We start from the raw sequence: 18,504 nt of genomic DNA, 5'->3' as shown, positions 1-18,504 counted from the left end.
CAGACACCGATTTCGGGAAATCGGTGTCTGACCCCGATTTTCCGGTTCCGAGTACTACGAGAGGGCGGCCAGCCGCTTCACGAACGTCACGACGTTGCGGCCGCCGATGCGATGGTACTCGAGCACGTCGACGACGCTGCGCACGAGATGCCATCCGAGCCCGCCGACCGGCCGCTCATCGATCGCTCCGCCGGTCACTGCTTCCGGTGCGGTCACGGGATCGAACGGCCGGCCGTCGTCGGCGACCTCCACGCGCACTTCGTCGCGGGAGGCCGCAAGCCGGATCACGATGTCATGCGGCCCGTCGTCGTCGTACGCGTACGAGATGATGTTGGTGACGATCTCGTCGAGCGCGAGCTCGACATGTTGCGCGATGCCATCGGGCCACTCGCACTCGCGTCCGAGCGAAGCCACCAGCGCCCCGAGTCGCTCGAGCTCGACGAGATCGTTCTGGAGAACAATGGTCGTGTCGGCGCGCGCGCCCGCGTCCGTATGCTGCGGCGGTTCGCTTGCCATGACGATGCCGCTCCGTTCTAACACGCGGCTCCCTCCCCACCAATGTGGAACGCGATCCAACGTCTGTCGCTCGGAGTCGGCCTCATCGTGCTCGCGGCCGCCATCCTGCTGCTGTCGGACCTCGACCGGCGAAAGACTTCGGCCGACTCTGCAACGAAGGCATCCGGAATTCCGCGGATCGCCATCATGCAGCAGACCTCGCAGGCTCTGCTCGATCAGGGCGTAACCGGCATACTCGAAGCGCTCGCGAGCGCGGGTTTCGAGGACGGAAGATCAATCTCGATCCGTCGCTACAACGCCGAGGGCGACGCGGCAACGTCGAGCACGATCGCCCGAGACATCACGTCCGGCCAGTACGACCTGGTCGTCACGGTTTCCACGCTGAGCCTCCAGGCGGTGGCCAACGCGAACCGCGAGGGAAAAACGCGTCACGTGTTCGCGCTCGTTTCCGATCCGTACGGCGCCGGAGTCGGCATCAGCCGCGAGAACCACCTCGAACATCCGCCGTACATGACCGGCTACGGCAGCATGAACCCGGTCGCAAAGACGTTCGATGTTGCAAAGCGAAGCTTTCCCGGGCTCGCACGCGTCGGCGTCGTCTGGAATCCGGGAGAGAGCAACTCGGAGGCGAACGTAAAGCTTGCGCGCGAGGTCTGCCGCAATCTTCACATCGAGCTTCTCGAGGCCAACGCCGAAAATTCGTCGGCGGTTGCCGAAGGGATCCGGTCGCTGATCGGACGCAACGTCGACGCGCTGTGGGTCGGCGGTGACGTGGCCGCGATGACGGCGATCGACGTCATCATCGAGGCGGCGCACAACGCGCACATTCCGGTCTTCACCAGCATGTCGGGCGCCGCCGAGCGCGGCGGGCTGTTCGACATCGGGCCGGACTTCCGCGAAGTCGGCCATCTTGCCGGACAGCTTGCGGCGCGCGTGCTGCGCGGCGCCGATCCGCGGGAGATTCCGGTCGAGAACGTGATGCCGGAAAGAGTCGCGATCAACGAGTCTGCGCTCGCCGGACTTCGCGATCCGTGGAAGCTTCCCGAGGATGTGGTTGCGAGCGCACGCAGCGATGCTGCCTCGAAGCGGACGGCAGAGGCTTCCGTCAAGGCCGCAGGACCGCCCTCTTCCCGACCGGCCGGCCCGCTCGCGCGCAAATGGAACGTCGACCTGCTCGCCTACATCACGTCGCTCGACGTCGAAGACTCCGAGCGCGGCGTCCGCCAGGGCCTCGCCGACTCGGGCCTCGTCGAAGGCCGCGACTACGCGGTCAGGAGCCGCAACGCCAACGGCGACATGCCGACGCTCAGCGCGCTCGTCGATGCGGCAATCACCGACGGCACCGACATGCTCGTGACGTTCTCGAGCCCGACGCTTCAGGCGGCCCTGCAACGTGCGCGAAAGAGCCCGATCGTCTTCACGTACGTCGCGAATCCGATGGCGGCCGGCGCCGGCACGAGCGCGACCGATCACCTGCCGAACGTGACCGGCGTTTCGACGCTCGGCCCGTACGACGAGCTGCTGCGCCTCGTCCACGAAGTCGTTCCGAATGCGCACCGCCTCGGGACGCTGTTCGTGCCGGCCGAAGTCAACTCGGTCTTCAACAAGGATCGGCTTCTCGAGCTCGCAAAGGCGCAGGGATTCGAGCTCGTCACGCTGCCCGTCAATTCGTCGTCCGAAGTCAGCGATGCAACGCTTTCGCTGCTGTCGCAGAAAGTCGACGCGATCTGCCAGGTGGGATCGAACATGACCAACACCGCATTCACGAGCGTCGCGCTGCCGGCGCGGCAGGCGCGCGTGCCGGTGTTCGGCGTATCGACGAGCAATCTGCAGGAAGGTGCAGTGGTCGTCGCTGCCAGGGATTACTTCGACGGCGGGCATCAGGCCGGACTGATCGCGGCGCGCGTCATGCGCGGTGAGCATCCGTCGACGATTCCGTTCCAGTCGCTGGAAACCGTACACGTCATGGTCAATCTCGATGCGGCGCGCTCGGCGGGCATCCGCATCCCGCGCTCGCTCGTCGAGCGTGCAACCAAAGTGATCGGCAAGCCATGACCATGTTCTGCAGTCACGTTTGGGCAATGCCGGAGCAGCCGCGATGGACATAACCACCGAGCAGCAGGGCGAATACCTCGACGTGCGCATCGACGGACGACTCGACGCGTACTGGGCCGACCATCTGTCGCGAAGCCTCGAAGACGCCGTCACGGGCGGCGGCCATCGCATCCGCATCCGGATGTCGGGCGTCTCGTACATGAGCTCGGTCGGTCTTCGGGTTCTCGTCAAGTTCTACAAGCAGCTCGGCTCGCTCGGCGGCTCCCTTCAGGTGATCGATCCTGCCGAGCCGGTGCGAAGCGTGATCCGCATGGCCGGCCTGGAGACGCTGCTGGCGACCTCCACCGGCGAGTCTTCCCAGCGAAGCGCACCGGACATCGTCGAGCGACTCGAGACGGAGGACGGGCGATACGAAGTCTACGAGCTCGCAGCTGGCGCTGCGCTGACCTGCGAGGTCGTCGGCTCACCGCTGCGGCTCGAGCAATCCTTCAGCGAGACCGATTGCCGCACGCTCGCGCTTCCGGCGACGACGTTCGCGATCGGCCTCGGCGCTTTCGGAAGCTTCGCCGACAGCTGCGGCAGGTTCGGCGAGCTCGTCGCGGTGGCCGGCGCGGCGGCGTGGCTGCCGACCGACGGCACCAATGTGCCCGACTATCTCCTGTCGACCGGATCGTTCGTCTCCGGCATCAGCGTTCTTTACGCGCTCGTCTGCGACGGCGGATTCCGCAAGCTCATGCGCTTCGAGGAACGCACCAAAGGCGATCCGCTCGCGCTGTCGAGCATCGTCCGGCAGGCGCTCGCGGCCGGCGGCGGCGAGCACGTCGGCATCGTGATGCTCGCCGAGACGGCGGGGCTCGTCGGTGCAACGCTGCGCCGGTCGCCGGCGCTCGGTGAATCTTCGTCATCGATGTTCGCCTATCCGCAGATCCGCGACTGGCTTTCCTATTCGAGCGAGCCGTCGCACCGCCGCCAGCTCGCGCTCATTGCCGGCGTCGCATCGACGAGCCCGCATGCACTGCTCGATCCGTTCCTGCGGCCGCTGGCGAGCTCGCCGCAGAAGACCACAGGACACTTTCACGCGGCGATCTTTCCGAGCCGGCCGCTCGCCAAAGGCCGGATCAACCTGCACGACACCGTCGCGTCGCTGTTCGAAAACGAGAGCCTTCAGAGCGTGATCCATCTTCTGGCCGACGATCGCGCGGGCGTCGGCGCCGGCCAGAGCGAGCTCATCCGCGGCGCATGCTGGGTTGCCCCGATCGGAGACGTTCGCTCATGACGCTTCTCCTCGGCGCAATGACGATGGGCCTCATTCTGTCGCTGCTCGGGCTCGGCGTGTTCCTGAGCTTCCGCGTGTTCAACTTCCCCGACATCACCGTCGATGGTTCGATTACGCTCGGCGCCGCGACGGCCGCCGTGCTGCTGGTCGGCGGAACCAATCCGTTTCTCGCAAGCCTTGCCGCACTCGGCGCCGGAATGATCGCCGGCGCAACCACCGGCGTTCTTCACGCGCGCTTCCGGATCAACGGCCTGCTTTCGGGAATCCTCGTGATGACCGCGCTCTACTCGATCAACCTGCACGTGATGGGGAAGAGCAACGTTCCGCTGCTTGCGGCCGATACGCTGGCAACCCGCGCCGAGCATCTCGGCATTGCGCTTCTCGGCGGCCGCGACAGTCTCGTGCTTCTCGGATGGGAGGTCGCAGCGCGCGACGCGGCCGTGCTCGTGCTCTCGGCGATCGTCGTGGCCGTGGTCGGCAGCATTCTCTATGCGTTTCTTCGCACCAACCTCGGAACCGCGATGCGCGCGACCGGCAACAACAGCCAGATGATCCGTGCGCTCGGCGTCGACGTCGGCAACATGATGATTCTCGGACTCGCGGTCTCGAACGGGCTTGCGGCACTGGCCGGTGCGCTGCTCGCGCAGTACCAGGGTTTTGCCGACGTGCAGATGGGAATCGGCATGGTCGTCTGGGGCCTGGCCAGCGTGATTCTCGGCGAGGCGCTGGTCGGCAGCACGAAGCTCGGGTTCCTGATCGTCGGCGCCGCGATGGGATCGATCCTGTTCCGGCTGCTGATCGCGATCGCACTGCGCGCCGGGCTCAACCCGAACGATCTCAAGCTGCTGACGGCTTTTTTCGTGTTCGCAGCGCTGGTGCTCCCCGATTACTTCGCGCGCATCCGCCGGCGGTGGTCGCATGCTTGACGTGAGCCGGGTCGTAAAGACGTTCCACGCCGGCACGCCCAACGAAGTGCGTGCGCTGCGCGGCGTGAGCGTGTCGATCGACGACGGATCGTTCCTGATGGTGATCGGAACCAACGGCTCCGGAAAGTCGACGCTGCTCAACGCCGTTGCCGGCAGTTTCGAAGTCGACGACGGCTCAATCCGCATCGCTGGCCAGGACGTCACCACGTGGCCTGAGCACCGGCGTGCGAGCCTCGTGGGCCGCGTGTTCCAGAATCCGTTCGCGGGCACCGCTCCGGATATGTCGATCGCCGAGAACATCGCGCTGGCGACCCGCCGTGGACTTGCGCGCGGGCTCGGCTGGGCGCTGTCGCCAAGGCTTCGCCGCGACATGCAGGAGCGCGTGCGCACGCTCGGCATGGGCCTCGAGCATCGCCTCGAGAATCCGATCGGCACGCTTTCCGGCGGCCAGCGCCAGGCGCTGACGCTGCTGATGGCAACGTGGCGGCGCCCGTCGCTGCTGCTGCTCGACGAGCACACGGCAGCGCTCGACCCGAAAAGCGCCGACCAGGTGATCCGGCTGACCGGTGAGATCGTCGCGCGAGATCGCCTGACGACGCTGATGGTCACGCATTCGATGCAGCAGGCCGTCAATCTCGGCGACCGGCTGATCATGATGAACCAGGGCGAAATCCTTCATGACTTCCGCGGCGCCGAAAAGAAGCGGCTGCGCGTGCCGGAGCTGCTCGCGCGATTCGAAGAAGTCCGCCGCAGCGAGCAGCTCGACGAGAGCGCAGCAGAAGTCCTTCGCGGCGCCTACGTCTGACGGGCGCTACCGCGCTGCGGTGGTCCTGCTCAAGGCTGCGCCGGATCCGCCGCGCGCCGTCGCGCGCCATGCCATGTGACCGACAGCGCGGTGATGTCGTCGCTTTGCGCCTCGCCCGCGGCCCACGTCTCGACGTCGGCGACGGCGCGTTCGACCAGCGCCCGCGGATCGCCGCTCCCCACGCGTGCGAGCGATGCGGTGAGCCGCGATTCTCCGAAGCACTCTCCGCCGGCGTTCATCGCCTCGGTGATGCCGTCGCTGTAGAGAAACATCGTCTCGCCGTCGGCAAGACGCGCGCTTCCCGAGCGATACCTGAGCCCCGGAAGAATGCCGAGCACCGTTCCACCGGTACCGGCGAGCGATTCGATCGTGCCGCCGCGACGCAGCACGAGGGGCGGATTGTGGCCGCCGTTGCTGTACTCGACGTCGCCGGTGCGAACGTCGAGCACGCCGTAGAAGACGCTCACGAACATCTCGAGCCGGTTTTCGAAGTAGAGGAGCTCGTTGACGCGCTCGAGGCATTCGCGCGGAGCGAGGCCGTGCGTGGCGATCGACTTGAGGAACGTACGGCTGACGGCCATGAACAGCGCCGCCGGCATCCCTTTTCCCGAGACGTCGCCGACCACGAAGCCGAGCCGGTGATCGTCGACGAAGAAGAAATCGTAGAAATCCCCGCCGACTTCCTTCGCGGGCAGCATCGCCGCGAAGACGTCGATCTCGCGGCGATCGGGAAACGGCGGGAACGTGCCGGGAAGGATCGACTGCTGGATGCCGGCCGCGATGTCGAGCTCGTGATGCAGCGCGGTGAGCTGCTTGTGCTCCACGACCGCAAGCTCGAGCGCCGCAACCTGGCTCTTCAGCTGTGCATAAAGCCGCGCATTCTCGAGCGCGACGGCGATGCTGCCGGCGAGCGCATCGAGGAACTCGAGGTCGTCCGGCGAGAACGCGCCGCCGCCGCGCCGGTTGCGAACCTGCACGACGCCGATCGCACCGCGCGCGGCCGCGAGCGGAGAGCACAGCAGGCTTCGCGTCGTCGTGTGCGAATGTCGGTCGACGGCCGGATAGAACGACGGATCGGCCGCCACGTCGTCGACGAGCGCCGACTCTCCGCTGCGCAGCACCCGTCCCGCGATGCCTTGCTCCGCGGGGAAGCGCATGGACAGAAGCCGCTCGACGACTTCGGGCGACGAGTCGGAAACGTATGGAAAGAACAGCTCGCCGCGCTCGGCATCGAGCAGCAGGATCGAGGCGCTCTCGGCGTCGAGCACGTCGCGACAGCTCGCCAGCACGAACGCGCACAGCTCGGCGAGCTCGACGCGCTCGGCGAACGCCGAGCCGAGCTCGTAGAGCAGCCGCAGCCGTGCGGCGTCGCCGCGCAGCAGCTCGCTCATGCGATGCGGCGGTGCCCGAGTTGCCGAGATTGCCGAGGTTGCGTCACGCTTTGCGAGATTCGGCGTCGGCGGAGCCATCGGCCGACGTCGTCGTGTCCGACGACGAATCGAGCGCGCCTTCGGTGCCGACGAATACTTCGGCGGCCAGCATCGAGCCGTCGAGCGCAGCGTCGGTCGATTCCATCGCGGGAGAATCCGGCGACGAGTCCATCGCAGCGGCGGACGGCGCTTTCATCGCAGCAGCCGGCGAGGGGTCCATCGAGGGAGCCGGCGACGGCTCCATCGACGCACCCGGCGACGACGGTTCTGATGCCGTTTCGATCACAGGCGAAGCCAGCATTCCCGGAGACGGCCCGAATGGAAGCGTCATCTCAGAGGCGGCTTCGGCGGCAAAGCTGCGCGCGCCGGTTGCGAGGTGGTCGTAGACGGCAGCATAGCTGCGCGTCATCTCGCCGACCAGCTCGCCGGTCTTGCGGAAGTGCGCGCTGACCGACTTCTTGTACGTCTCGTGCTCTGCGAGAATTCCGTCGAGCTGGATGCGCAGGCGCTTGGCCTCGCGGATCGCCGGGAACGTGAGGTAGCCGGCGACAAGGCCGATGCCGACCCCGACCACGAGCGCAACGATGAGCTGTACAGAAATCGCCATGACCACTTCTCCATTCTCCACTTGCTCGCGCGCCTCGACGCGCTCGCCATCCCCGACTTGCCGCTCGGTCGGCTCGCTGACGCCGCCGCCCGACGCAACTATACGAATCCGCGTCGGTGCGCGACATGTCGCCGCGCATTCCGTGCAGCGGAAAGCGCGCACGCGCATTTTCCACGAGTTGGCACGGTGCGATCTCCTGCCGGAGCATGCTTCGCCCGTGCATCGCGCTAGGATGCGGCTGTGAACGATGACGCTCGATCGAGCCTCTCGCCACCGCCGGATGCAGCGGCCGCGAGCCCACGCGGACGCTATGCGCCGTCGCCCACCGGTCCGATGCACGTCGGCAATGCGCGCACTGCGCTGGTCGCGTGGTTGAGCATCCGTTCGCGCGGCGGAAGCTTCGTGTGGCGCATCGAAGACCTCGACCCGCCCCGTATCGTCGCCGGCAGCGCTGAAGAGCACATCTCGGATCTGGCGTGGCTTGGGCTCGACTGGGACGAGGATCCGCAATCCGGCGGACCGTTCGCACCGTACGTGCAGTCCGAGCGCGGCGAGGTCTACGAGGCCGCGCTGCGCGTGCTTCACGATGCGGGCCGCCTGTTCCCGTGCACGCTGTCGCGCAAGGATCTGGCATCGATGTCGTCCGCACCGCACGGACCGGACGAGGAAGCTCCGTACCCCGTCTCCGCGCGGCCGTCACAGCTCGAAGATGGCTGGTACGAAAGACTGCGCAGCGATCCTGCACCGGCGGCTGCGCTGCGCTTTCGCGTAAGCGACGAGCCCGTCGCGTTCGTCGATCGCGTGTACGGCCCGATCGCGGACCCGGTCGCCGGCGACTTCGTGCTCAAGCGGCGAGACGGGCTCTATGCGTATCAGCTCGCCGTCGTCGTCGACGACTGGCTGATGCGGATCGACGAGGTCGTGCGCGGCGCGGACCTGATCGGATCGACCGGTCGCCAGATCCAGCTTCTCGAAGCGCTCGGCGCGCGGCGGCCGGTGCATGCGCATGTGCCGGTGGTCCGTAACGCCGCGGGTGAAAAGCTTTCCAAGCGCGACCGCGCCATCACGCTCGCGTCGCTGCGCGAGGCCGGTGTGCGCGCCGAACAGCTCGTCGGCTACCTCGCGTGGTCGCTCGGGCTCATCGACCGTCCGGTCGCTGCGAGTGCGCAGGAGCTCATCGAAGCGTTCGCATGGAGCCGCATTCGGCGTGAGGATACGCGGCTTCCGGAGGATTTCGTCGAGCGCGTGCGATTGATCAAGTGACTGATGTTCGGCGTGACATGGATGTGTGTACGCCCCTGATCAGTTCTCGAACATCGATCCGAGAATGGAATGAACGATTCCCCCTGCCGGACCAGTCAGCGGCTTTTCTTTCTGCAGGAGTGCAATCTTGTCCTTGAACTCGAGAACGACGTCGGGACGCAGCTTTTGAAGTTGAAGGAGCGTGTGCACGAGCAGCAGGCGCGGCGTGGGATTTGAGGGTTGATTCGAACAGAGCTGCAGATTCCCCGCGACGATCTCACGTTCACCGTTGAGAAAGCCTGGCTCCGGTCTGCAGGTGGCTGTCAACGACACGGCCAACGCCTGTTCGAGGCGGAGCTGGTATGCAGCAAAATCGGCACCCGCAGGAACCTGATAAAAATCCGGCGCGGTCGCGCGACGAACACCTGCGTTTGAGGCGATGAGTTCCATGAGCGCAGTCGCCAGGCGATCGAAGCCAGGCTGCGGGCTCTGAGCAGTAAATGTAGCGACAGCTGTACCGAGAAGAGAGCCATCCGAGATTCGCACAAGTCGCAGTGTGGCGGACCATGGGTTCGCGACACCGTCTAGGTGAAGCACGACGACGTAGTCCGCCGACTGGTTCCCGCCTCGGGCCTGAGCCACGGCTCGTTCGTCACTCCAAGGGTCTCCACAGAGCACAAAACCGCAGTGACCTTCCTGAATCCAAGGTTGAAGAACACGACCGACAGCATCGGTTCGCAGATGAAGCTGCTCGGCAAGATAGAGCGGCAATGCACGGCTCGTCCGACCGGGAACGTCGCTCAGCTGCATCCGGACGCTGCCACTGGATACATCCGGAGCGGTGAAACTGCTGCCAAGGCAAGCAACGATGACGGCGCCGGGCCGCTTTGCCGGTACCAGACCGGCAGCACCAGTTGATGCTCGGAGCCAGAGTGGACCATCGACCACGACAGTCGTGATCTTGGGCACAGCAGGCAGATCGGCTCCGGCCTTCGCCGCCCGATTCCTTGCGATTTCCGTGTCCCAGAACGCCAGGGTTTCGTGCCAGTCTGGACGTTTGAACGAGAACAACCGATCGAGCATCCGTTGGGCCGCGTCGAGCTGACCGAGATCCAGATGAGCTTTGATCAGATTGTTCCCTATCGCGACTCCGTGAACATTCGGGTCGAAGTGCGGCTCGGCCAACGCGAGGATCTGCTCCAGATAACCTTGGGTACCAAGATCGCCGCTGATCTGCTGCAGCAGATCGATCGGCTTCGGAGTGGGGGCGAGACTCAGCGCTTCGTCGTAGAGCCGAAGAGCTGCCGATAGATCGCGACGAGCAAGGGCATCGCGAGCCAGCCATAGTCGCGCGCGCCATGCACCGGGTAGGGCAGCGACCCGTCGGAATGCCTCGAGACCAGCGGTGGCTCCGTCCTTTTCGCGATGGATGGCTTCGTACCAGCCCAGGCCGTTTTCTTGATTCGGATCGAGTTGCAAGCCGCGCCAGAGAGTTTGCAGCACCTCGTCATGCTCTCCGCGATCCGCGTGAACTTTTGCGAGATTGGTCAGAATGACCCCGGACTCGCCATGGCGTGCGATATGTCGCCGTAGAATCTCATCCGATTCGTTGAGCCGCTTCTGCATTCGGTAAACTGTTGCGAGCACAACAATGGCACGTTGCGCGTCATGGTCGATCTCTCCCAGACGTTCCGCTGGCTGGATCATCTCAGCCGCAAAACCGTCTTTGAGAGATTGAACGATCGTCGAGTACAGGGAGTCGGGATCATCCCAGACTTTCTTCATCTGGCCTGGCAGTATCGAGTCGCGCCACACCTGTCTCGTGATGAAAAGCTCCCGATCATAGGAGTCATAGACGCGAACCATGTTGGGATCGCTCGCGGGATCGGCGGGCGCACCACCCGCGTCGATGCCCGCTTCCGCAGGCTTGTCAGCATGGGGCTTCTGGCCGAACAGTTTTTTGAAGAGACTCATATCCGGAAGGTGGAGCGCCGCGTGAAGGCGATGTTGCGCGGGACCATATCCGTCTGCGCGCCGCAGTCACAAGCGCGTGGCCGCGACGTTGATACAGCGGCAGGCGTTCGTCGCTGAATCCCGCTATCGCAATGACTGTCCAGGACTTCGGTCCCAGCTACGGCATTCCTTGTCGAAATCCGCTAACGCAACGTGAAGTCACCACGCACCCACCGACGGTTCTAAACGGCACCGGACGATGAACAGCGATCTATGACACGAATGGAATATTCGCGTGACGCACGGCTCGCCCTGCGTGAAAACATCGAAAAAAGCCTTGCAGGTTGCGTTTAGTTTCGTTATTTATTCGCTATGGATCTGGGCCGGTCTGGATGCATTTTTTTCAGGCTCCGGCGGCGTCTCCGGTGGCGCGATCATCGGAGGCGTCTTCGATGCGATTTCACTCGAACAGCAGCAACGAACCGAAGGCCTTTCTTTCCTCGACATCGTCGACCCCGCACTGATGCATCCGCCGGACGCAGCGATCCGCGGCGGCTGGCGCACAGATGCCGCCGTCGTGCTCGACCGCGAGCTGACGTCGCTCGCGTCGATGGACGCGCACTGCCGCGTGCTTCAGGCACGTCTGTCGCGCAGGTTTCTGCAGCAGCGCGCGTGGCGGCCGCTCGGGTTCGTGCGGCTGCCGGACTACACGCGCGAAAGACTCGGCATCGCTCCCCGCACACTCGAAGACGATGCTCGCGTGATGACGCTGCTCGACGCGTTGCCCGCTTTGCGCGCTGCGCTCGAACACGGCGAGATCGGATGGACGACGGTTCGAACTCTCGTGCGCGTCGCCACTCGTGAGAATGACGCGTCTCTTCTCGAGTACGCCGGGACAATGACTACGCGAAAACTCGAGGCATTCGTTCGCGAGCTCGAAACAACGGGCACGCCATCTGCGGATCAAGCGGATTCTTCGGCGGGCGCCGTGGAGACGGGCAATGCCGAGAACACTGACCCGGAGGTCAGACTGCGTATTGTAGTTTCGCGTACCGGCCGCCGGCTGTTTCGCGTGGCGCACGAGCTCGCAAGCCGGAGCGCCGGCGCACCGCTGAATGCCGCGCAGTCGCTCGAGCTCGTACTGGCGGAGGCGATGGCTGCAGCTCCGGCGCACGATGCGGCCGGAGGGCGTTGGCTTCCACCGCTCGACGGCATGGCGCAGCGATTTCTCGCGAACCATCAAAACCGCGAAACGCGCGGTGAAGCTGCCATCCGCGGATTTCTGGCGGAGGCCGGTGTCTGCGAGGGCTTTGACTGGCTCGCCTGCCCGCGACGCGGGGCGGGACCGGCCGCGCAGCTCGATGCGCTCGGCCGCGACGTCGACGCACTCGATGCGGTCGAGCTCGATCGACGTCTGCGCGTGATTCAGCGCGCCGCGCAGCGGATCGACTCCCAGATGGCGGCGCTGCTTCGCATCGGCATCGACCGCAGGCTCTTTCGCGAGATCGGCTTTGCCACGGTCAGGCTGTACGTCGCGTCACGACTGGGCTTCTGTCCGAGCAAGGCGTGGAGTCTGATCGCGATCGAGCGCGCATGCTGGCGCGTCAATTCGGTTTTTCGCGAGGCGTGGCGGGACGGGCGCATCTCGCATCTGGCTGCGGTCGTTCTCATGCCGGTGCTGAACGACCGTCACGTCCGCGCATGGATCGAGCGCGCTCGTAGTGTGACGCTTCGCAGGCTCAAGGATGAAGTCGCCGCCGCGCTTGCCGCGGCAGACGAAAACAATGATCTTCCCGCGCCGCCTGTCGCCGGTGCACGAATCCCGGTCGACGACAGCCCGAGCGCCGATCTCGAAGAAGTCCAAATGCGTGCGGATGGCGCGGTGCGACTGACCGACCTCCACCCGCACGGTGCGGTGCATCTCACATTTCGTGTTCCGGTTTCCGTGGCCGTGCTGGCCGAGACTGCTTTCGTCGTGCATCGGCGCCATCCGGAAGCTCGCTGGCGCACGTTCGAGCGGATTCTCGCGATGGCGATCCGCGAATGGACCAGCGTCCCGCGACATCGCGACCCGATATTCGAGCGCGACGGATGGCGCTGCACGGTTCCCGCCTGCAGCTCGCGGCGCAACCTGCACGATCATCACGTCACGTTCCGATCACACGGCGGCGGCAACGCGCAGGACAACCGCACGACGGTGTGTGCGGCGCACCATCTGCACGGGATTCATGCGGGGATCGTAAAGGCCAGTGGACCCGCGCCCGACGGAATCGTCTGGGAGCTCGGGTGCCGGCCGGGCGGGCTCACGCTCATGCGCCTCGTGGGCGACGTCTACGCTACTTGCCGGTAAACTTCGGCTCGCGCTTTTCCATGAAATGCGCAACGCCCTCGCGGAAATCCTCCGAGCGCAGGCTTTCGTGCATTTCGCGCAGCGCGACGTCGACCGATTCGGCAAGCGTGTTGGTCTGGTCCTCGTACACCTGCCGTTTCATCACGCGAATGGAGCGCGGCGACGAGCGGCGCACGAGATCGTTGGCATACTCGCGCACCTCGGCGGCAAAGTCGGCGTCGTCGATCACGCGGCTGACGAGGCCCATGCGCTCGGCTTCGCTCGCGGTGACGAGGCGTCCGGAGAACAGGATGTCATTGGCATTGGCCAGGCCGACGAGGCGCGGAAGAATCCAGCTGATCCCGTACTCGGCGATGAGCCCGCGCCGCGAGAAGATCGCGCCCATTCTTGCCGACGCCGCGGCAAGCCGGATGTCGCAGAACAACGCGAAGACGAATCCGACGCCGGCAGCCGGCCCGTTGATCGCCGCGATGATCGGCTTCGGGATCGACATCAGGTAGCTGTACTCGGTCTTGAAGTCGGGGCGCACCGGGCCCGGCGGCTCGGGATGCGTGATCGCCGGCAGATCGCCCTGCCCCGTCATGCGGCCGGCGCCGCTGAACGCGCCGAGCAGCTTCATGTCGGCGCCGGCACAGAATCCGCGCCCGGCCCCGGTCAGGATGATGACGCGCACGCTGTCGTCGGCGGCGGCGGCATACATGGCATCACGCAGCTCGATGCCCATGCGCGGCGTGTAGGCGTTGAGCTGCTCCGGTCGCGACAGCGTACAGGTCGCAACGCCGCCGGAGACTTCGTAGGTGATGTGTTCGTAGGACGCTGCGGCCACGGGCGCATGATGGGCAGCACGGAAGGGATTGCAACCCCCCGGCTTCCCGGAGACTCGCCGGATTGCTACACTCGCTCGGCCTACCGGTGGCGGGCACAGGGGAAGCGGCGGACGAGGATGGCGGGCGCACAATCAATTCAGGGCTACGGTTTCGAGGGCAATGGCTTCATGCTGAGAGGCTGGCGTCTCGACGACGCCGAATCGCTTGCGGCAAACGCCGACAACCGAAACGTGTGGATCAACCTGCGCTCGCGCTTTCCGCGGCCGTACACCACGGCCGCGGCACGCTCGTGGATCTCGCGGACGATCGGCGGCCGCGAGCGCGGGCTGCAGCTTGCAATCGAAGTGGACGGTCTTGCCGTCGGCGGCATCAGCGTCGACGTCGTCACCGCGAACACGCCGCGCACCGGCGAAATCGGATACTGGATCGGAGAGGCGTACTGGGGCCGCGGGATCGCAGGACAGGCGGTCGCGACGGCGTATCCGGTCGCGTACGAAAAGCTCTCGCTCGATCGCCTTCGCGCGGTGGTGCGCTCGTCGAACGCCGCGTCGCTTCGCATCCTCGAGCGCTGCGGATTCCAGATGCAGAGCCGCATGCGGCGAAGCGATCGCCGTCCGGGAAGCGCCGTGGTCGAGATGGTCTACACGCGCGACCGCGAAGGGTTCGTCTCCCGGGATGCACTCGTGACGGCGACCGTCGCTTAGCGCGCAGCGCCGCGCCCTCGACGACGCTCAGCGATAGTGGCGCTGGTACTCGTCGATTCCCCAGCCCTTCTCGCCGGTTTCCTCGAGCTCATAGTCCGCAAAATTCTCGAAGATGATCGTCTTCTGGGCGGCGCGAAGCTCGCGCAGCGGCTCGAACAGATCCGAGAACCTCCGCGAGCGCAGATGCCACTGCTGCCCGCGCTCGTCGCGGAACGTGTAGCGCGTGGCGACGGGCGTGCGGCCGTCGGCTTCGGTCTCGAGCGTCTCGAAATCCACTTCGACGACACCCACGTTGCCGTCGGCACCGGACACGAACCCGTTGATGTTGTACGCGTCCCCGCTGAACGAGCGCGTGAGATTGATGGTCTTTTCGGGAAGCTGCACGGCGGCCCAGTTCCAGCCGTCGATCTTCGACTCGTCGCGCTTTCCCCAGCTGTGATCGCGATGGCCGAGGCAGTCAATCGCTGTCACGCGCGCGTCGTCCTTGCGCGTCAGCGTTCCGGAAACGCGCATGCCCTGCTCGTAGCGCTTCAGGCGAAGATGCGGAATCGACTGACGGTTGGCGGCAAGCTTCCTTGCCGAGTAGCTGAACGGCGCGAAGCGCGCGCGATAATCGAGGTCGAGCCGGTATTCGGACGTGTCGACGACGACGTGATGATGCTCGTGCGGACTGACGATCCTGACTGCGAGCGTTCCGTCGTCGAGCGCAGGCCCTGCGGCGATATCGATCTCGTTGCGGTGAAAGCGCACGCGACCGTCGACCATGAAACACGCCGCGAAGACCGCTTTGCCGTGCGAGCGCACGAACGACGCATGGCAGAAACCCCACACGCCGGCCGCACGGTCGGCAAGGTTCCAGTACCAGTTTTCCTTCCACGTGGTTCCCGGATCGGCGGGCCAGGCATGGAAGCCTTCGTCGGCGGCGTCGAGCACGAGGCGCAACGTAGCGTGAACGGTATCCGTCGCCAGCGCGGCGCTGAGCCCGACAGCCGGGATTGCCGGCCGGGATTCTCGGTGCTGCGGCCGGTCGCCGCCGGCCTGCGCGGGTTGGCGTGCATGCTAGACTGCCGCGGTGCTCGTGCGGAGACTCCTTGCGGCCGTCCTTCTGGCCGCCTCGCCCGCGGTACGCGGCGTTTGCGCAGCACAGGAACTGCCGTCCCTCGAGCCTCCGCCCGCCGCAGTCGCGCGGCAGCCCGGCACGGCGCTGCTCTACTTTTTCAGTCCCGACTGGCGCCCTCCCGACCTCGGCAAGCTGACGGCCGCGGTCGAAGCTTCGTTCGCTGCCGGCGGCGTGCCGGTGTCGTTCCAGGCGTTCACCAAATACGAAGACTTCGAACGACAGATGAAGGAGGCGCCGCCGGAATTCCTGATGGCTCCGGCCTGGCTCGCGGGCAGCCCCGCACCGCTGCCCGGGCTTTCGCTGACCGTCATCGCCGAGCCCTTGCATCACGGCAAGAGCACCTATCGAAAGGCGCTCATGACGAGGCCCGGCATCGATTCGATCGACGACCTTGCGCACGGCTCGATCGCTGCGACCGTGCACTCGATGAGCAACGGCTCGCCGGAGGCGGTGCTCGATGCGTTCCATCTGGCCGCCGATTCGGCAAGGATCGTCCCGGTGCCGAAGGACGTCGATGCGCTGCTCGCGCTCAGCTTCGGGCAGGTCGATGCCGCGTTGGTGACGAGTCAGGAGTACCAGCAGCTGGCGCGCACCAACGCCGCGGAAGCGGAGCGGCTGCGCGTTCTCGCATTCTCGCCGGAAGTCCGGCTTCCTCCTGTATTTGCGTCGAGTCAGGCCGAGCACCGCCAGGCCGAGCGGCTGCGCGATCTGCTGCTGCGGCTGCCCGACGTTCCCGGAGGGACCGACGTGCTTGCGATGCTCGGGTTCGACAGCTTCGTGGCCGTGCCATCCGCTGCAGCTCCGGCCGAAGCCCGCACACCGCCCGGCGGCGACGAAAAACATCACGCACAGCCGACACCCGCCGCTGCAGCAAAGAAGGAAGCGGCGAAGCCTGCGTCCTCGAGCCGTCCGCGACCGACGCGGTCGCACAGGAAGTAACCGGCAATGGCGGAACCGGCAGCAGTCACGACCTCGATGCCAGAACGCCGGCCAGGCATCCGCCGCGCGCTTGCCTGGCTGCGTCGCGGCTACGGGCTGCACCTGCGGCTCGCGTTCGCCGGTGCGGTCGCGCTGTTCCTGTGCATCGCCGTGCTGTCGGTCATCCTCATGCTGCGCCAGTCCGACGTGCTGACCAACGAGATCAACAAGGCGTCGGCCGAGCTCGAGCGCAGCATGGTCGAGCGCGGAAAGCTTCTTGCCGACGGCATGGCGGCGAGCATGGAGATCGCGATCGCCGGCTACGACTTCACGTTCCTGACCGACACGGTGCGCGGCCTGCAGGCGAAAAACGAAAACCTCGCCTACGCATATCTCGTCAACTCGAGCCGCGTGGTCATCGTGCACACGGACTCACGGCAGGTCGGCAGCCGCTCGACCGAAACTCCGACCGAGAAGCCGCGCTTCCTGCATGGCGACGACGGGCGTTCGGTCGTCGAGATCACGCGGCCGCTGACGGTCGGCGGACGGGAATGGGGATGGCTCGTTCTCGGTTTCGATCTCTCGCCGATCCAGCGACGTGCCGAAGCTGCGGTCGCGCACGGACGTCTCGTGCTCGCGCGCTCGGTGTCGCTCGCGATGCTGGTGGCCGGCCTCGTCGGCGTGATGGGACTCGTCGCTTCGATCTGGACGAGCCGCCGCCTGCTGAGCCCGCTCACGCAGCTCGCCGAGGAAGCCGCCGCGATCGCGACGGGCAATCTCGACCAGGAGATCCGGGCGGTGCAGTCGAGCGACGAGATCGGCATGCTCGCGCGCCAGTTCGAAGCAATGCGGCGCTCGATCCGCGCGAGCGTCGGCGAGCTGCTCGTCGCCAAGCAGCGCGCCGAAGCCGCGACCGACCAGGAGAAGAAGCTGCGCGCCGAGATCGAAGAGCATTCGCGCCTGCTCGAGTCGAAGGTCGGCGAACGCACGGCCGAGCTCCAGGCGACTGCGGAGCGGCTGACCGAGTTCGACCGGCTCAAGTCCGAGTTCCTCGGCAACGTCTCGCACGAGCTGCGCACGCCGATCGCCGCGATCTCGTCCGCCGCCAAGATCATCCAGCGCTACAGCGACCGCGACGCCAACAGCGCCAAGCGCTTCAGCAAGGTCATCATCGAGGAAAGCGAACGGCTCACGCGCCTGATCAACGATCTGCTCGACATTTCCAAGATCGAGTCCGGTGTCGGCGAGTGGCAGCTCAAACCGATCGCCGATCCGTACGAGCTGCTCGAACACGTGGAGATGACGTTCCGGCCGCTCTACCAGGAGAGCGGCGTCGAGCTTCTGCTTACCGGCGACGACGAGCTGCCGGTCATTTTCGGCGACCGCGACCGGCTGATCCAGGTGTTTGCCAACCTCTGCAGCAACTCGCTCAAGTTCACGCCGCGCGGCGGGCAGGTGCGGATCGACGCACGCGTTGCGCCGTACGGCGAAGCCACCGCGCTGCGCGTGACGGTCACCGACAGCGGCCCCGGAATTCCGGAGGACGAGCGCGAGATCGTCTTCGAACGCTTCCGGCAGGGAGGCGGCGGAGCGAAGCCGCGAGGCACGGGGCTCGGCCTCGCAATCTGCCGCGAAGTGATGCGCTATCACGCCGGTGCGATCTGGGCGGAAGGTCCGGAAGAAGGCGGGACGAGGATGGTGGTGGTGATTCCGTCGCTTGCGGCGCTGGGCGGAGAGTCGCTGGCTTAGCGCACGCGATGCCGCATCCGGCCGAA

The 18,504-nt window shown here is 65.9% G+C and carries 15 protein-coding genes; 9 read left to right on the top strand and 6 right to left on the bottom strand.

The features are described from left to right. Nucleotides 1-54: 54 nt before the first annotated feature. A complete protein-coding gene (locus tag VN634_10330) occupies nucleotides 55-516 on the bottom strand; it encodes an ATP-binding protein (protein ID HXC51269.1) in 462 nt (153 codons plus the stop codon). A 42-nt stretch (nucleotides 517-558) separates the two neighbouring features. Between VN634_10330 and VN634_10325 the strand changes: the two genes are divergently transcribed. From VN634_10325 to VN634_10310, 4 genes are read left to right on the top strand one after another with little or no spacing between them, the layout of a single operon-like run. Then, nucleotides 559-2,571, top strand: coding sequence for an ABC transporter substrate-binding protein (locus tag VN634_10325; GenBank protein HXC51268.1), 2,013 nt, complete (start codon nucleotides 559-561; stop codon nucleotides 2,569-2,571). A 43-nt stretch (nucleotides 2,572-2,614) separates the two neighbouring features. Next, nucleotides 2,615-3,847 carry an STAS domain-containing protein gene (locus VN634_10320; protein ID HXC51267.1) on the top strand — a complete coding sequence of 411 codons (1,233 nt, stop codon included), beginning with the start codon at nucleotides 2,615-2,617 and terminating at the stop codon, nucleotides 3,845-3,847. After that, a complete protein-coding gene (locus VN634_10315; GenBank protein HXC51266.1) occupies nucleotides 3,844-4,773 on the top strand; it encodes a hypothetical protein in 930 nt (309 codons plus the stop codon). The genes VN634_10320 and VN634_10315 overlap by 4 nt, the downstream gene beginning before the upstream one ends. A 1-nt stretch (nucleotide 4,774) precedes the next feature. Then, nucleotides 4,775-5,578 carry an ATP-binding cassette domain-containing protein gene (locus tag VN634_10310; protein HXC51265.1) on the top strand — a complete coding sequence of 268 codons (804 nt, stop codon included), beginning with the start codon at nucleotides 4,775-4,777 and terminating at the stop codon, nucleotides 5,576-5,578. A 29-nt stretch (nucleotides 5,579-5,607) separates the two neighbouring features. On the opposite strand, the gene VN634_10305 is transcribed toward VN634_10310, so the two are convergent. Continuing rightward, nucleotides 5,608-6,969 carry a GAF domain-containing SpoIIE family protein phosphatase gene (locus tag VN634_10305; protein HXC51264.1) on the bottom strand — a complete coding sequence of 454 codons (1,362 nt, stop codon included), beginning with the start codon at nucleotides 6,967-6,969 and terminating at the stop codon, nucleotides 5,608-5,610. 43 nt (nucleotides 6,970-7,012) lie between these two features. Beyond that, the gene (locus VN634_10300) at nucleotides 7,013-7,615 is read right to left on the bottom strand and encodes a DUF1043 family protein (GenBank protein ID HXC51263.1); all 603 of its coding nucleotides are present in this window, start codon (nucleotides 7,613-7,615) and stop codon (nucleotides 7,013-7,015) included. Nucleotides 7,616-7,855: 240 nt separating this feature from the next. Between VN634_10300 and gluQRS the strand changes: the two genes are divergently transcribed. Next, nucleotides 7,856-8,878, top strand: a complete 1,023-nt coding sequence (gene gluQRS, locus VN634_10295; GenBank protein HXC51262.1) for a tRNA glutamyl-Q(34) synthetase GluQRS — start codon at nucleotides 7,856-7,858, stop codon at nucleotides 8,876-8,878. A gap of 39 nt (nucleotides 8,879-8,917) precedes the next feature. On the opposite strand, the gene VN634_10290 is transcribed toward gluQRS, so the two are convergent. Then, nucleotides 8,918-10,831: a tetratricopeptide repeat protein gene (locus tag VN634_10290; protein HXC51261.1), complete on the bottom strand. Its 1,914-nt coding sequence runs from the start codon at nucleotides 10,829-10,831 to the stop codon at nucleotides 8,918-8,920. A 295-nt stretch (nucleotides 10,832-11,126) separates the two neighbouring features. Here VN634_10290 and VN634_10285 point away from each other — a divergent pair, with 295 nt between their 5' ends. After that, nucleotides 11,127-13,160, top strand: a complete 2,034-nt coding sequence (locus VN634_10285) for an HNH endonuclease signature motif containing protein (protein HXC51260.1) — start codon at nucleotides 11,127-11,129, stop codon at nucleotides 13,158-13,160. On the opposite strand, the gene VN634_10280 is transcribed toward VN634_10285, so the two are convergent. Next, nucleotides 13,147-13,986: an enoyl-CoA hydratase gene (locus tag VN634_10280; GenBank protein ID HXC51259.1), complete on the bottom strand. Its 840-nt coding sequence runs from the start codon at nucleotides 13,984-13,986 to the stop codon at nucleotides 13,147-13,149. The genes VN634_10285 and VN634_10280 overlap by 14 nt on opposite strands. Nucleotides 13,987-14,103: 117 nt before the next feature. Here VN634_10280 and VN634_10275 point away from each other — a divergent pair, with 117 nt between their 5' ends. Next, a complete protein-coding gene (locus VN634_10275; protein ID HXC51258.1) occupies nucleotides 14,104-14,691 on the top strand; it encodes a GNAT family N-acetyltransferase in 588 nt (195 codons plus the stop codon). A gap of 27 nt (nucleotides 14,692-14,718) precedes the next feature. Here VN634_10275 and VN634_10270 read toward each other — a convergent pair whose 3' ends face one another. Beyond that, complete coding sequence (locus VN634_10270) at nucleotides 14,719-15,624, bottom strand: hypothetical protein (GenBank protein ID HXC51257.1); 906 nt, start codon at nucleotides 15,622-15,624, stop codon at nucleotides 14,719-14,721. A gap of 139 nt (nucleotides 15,625-15,763) precedes the next feature. Here VN634_10270 and VN634_10265 point away from each other — a divergent pair, with 139 nt between their 5' ends. Further along, nucleotides 15,764-16,750 carry a PhnD/SsuA/transferrin family substrate-binding protein gene (locus VN634_10265; GenBank protein ID HXC51256.1) on the top strand — a complete coding sequence of 329 codons (987 nt, stop codon included), beginning with the start codon at nucleotides 15,764-15,766 and terminating at the stop codon, nucleotides 16,748-16,750. Nucleotides 16,751-16,756: 6 nt separating this feature from the next. After that, nucleotides 16,757-18,478, top strand: coding sequence for a HAMP domain-containing sensor histidine kinase (locus VN634_10260; protein HXC51255.1), 1,722 nt, complete (start codon nucleotides 16,757-16,759; stop codon nucleotides 18,476-18,478). Nucleotides 18,479-18,504: the final 26 nt, after the last annotated feature.

This window comes from Candidatus Limnocylindrales bacterium, from assembly GCA_035571835.1.
Classification (GTDB): domain Bacteria; phylum Desulfobacterota; class Binatia; order UBA1149; family CAITLU01; genus DATNBU01.
This window is presented reverse-complemented; position numbering and strand designations above follow the sequence as displayed.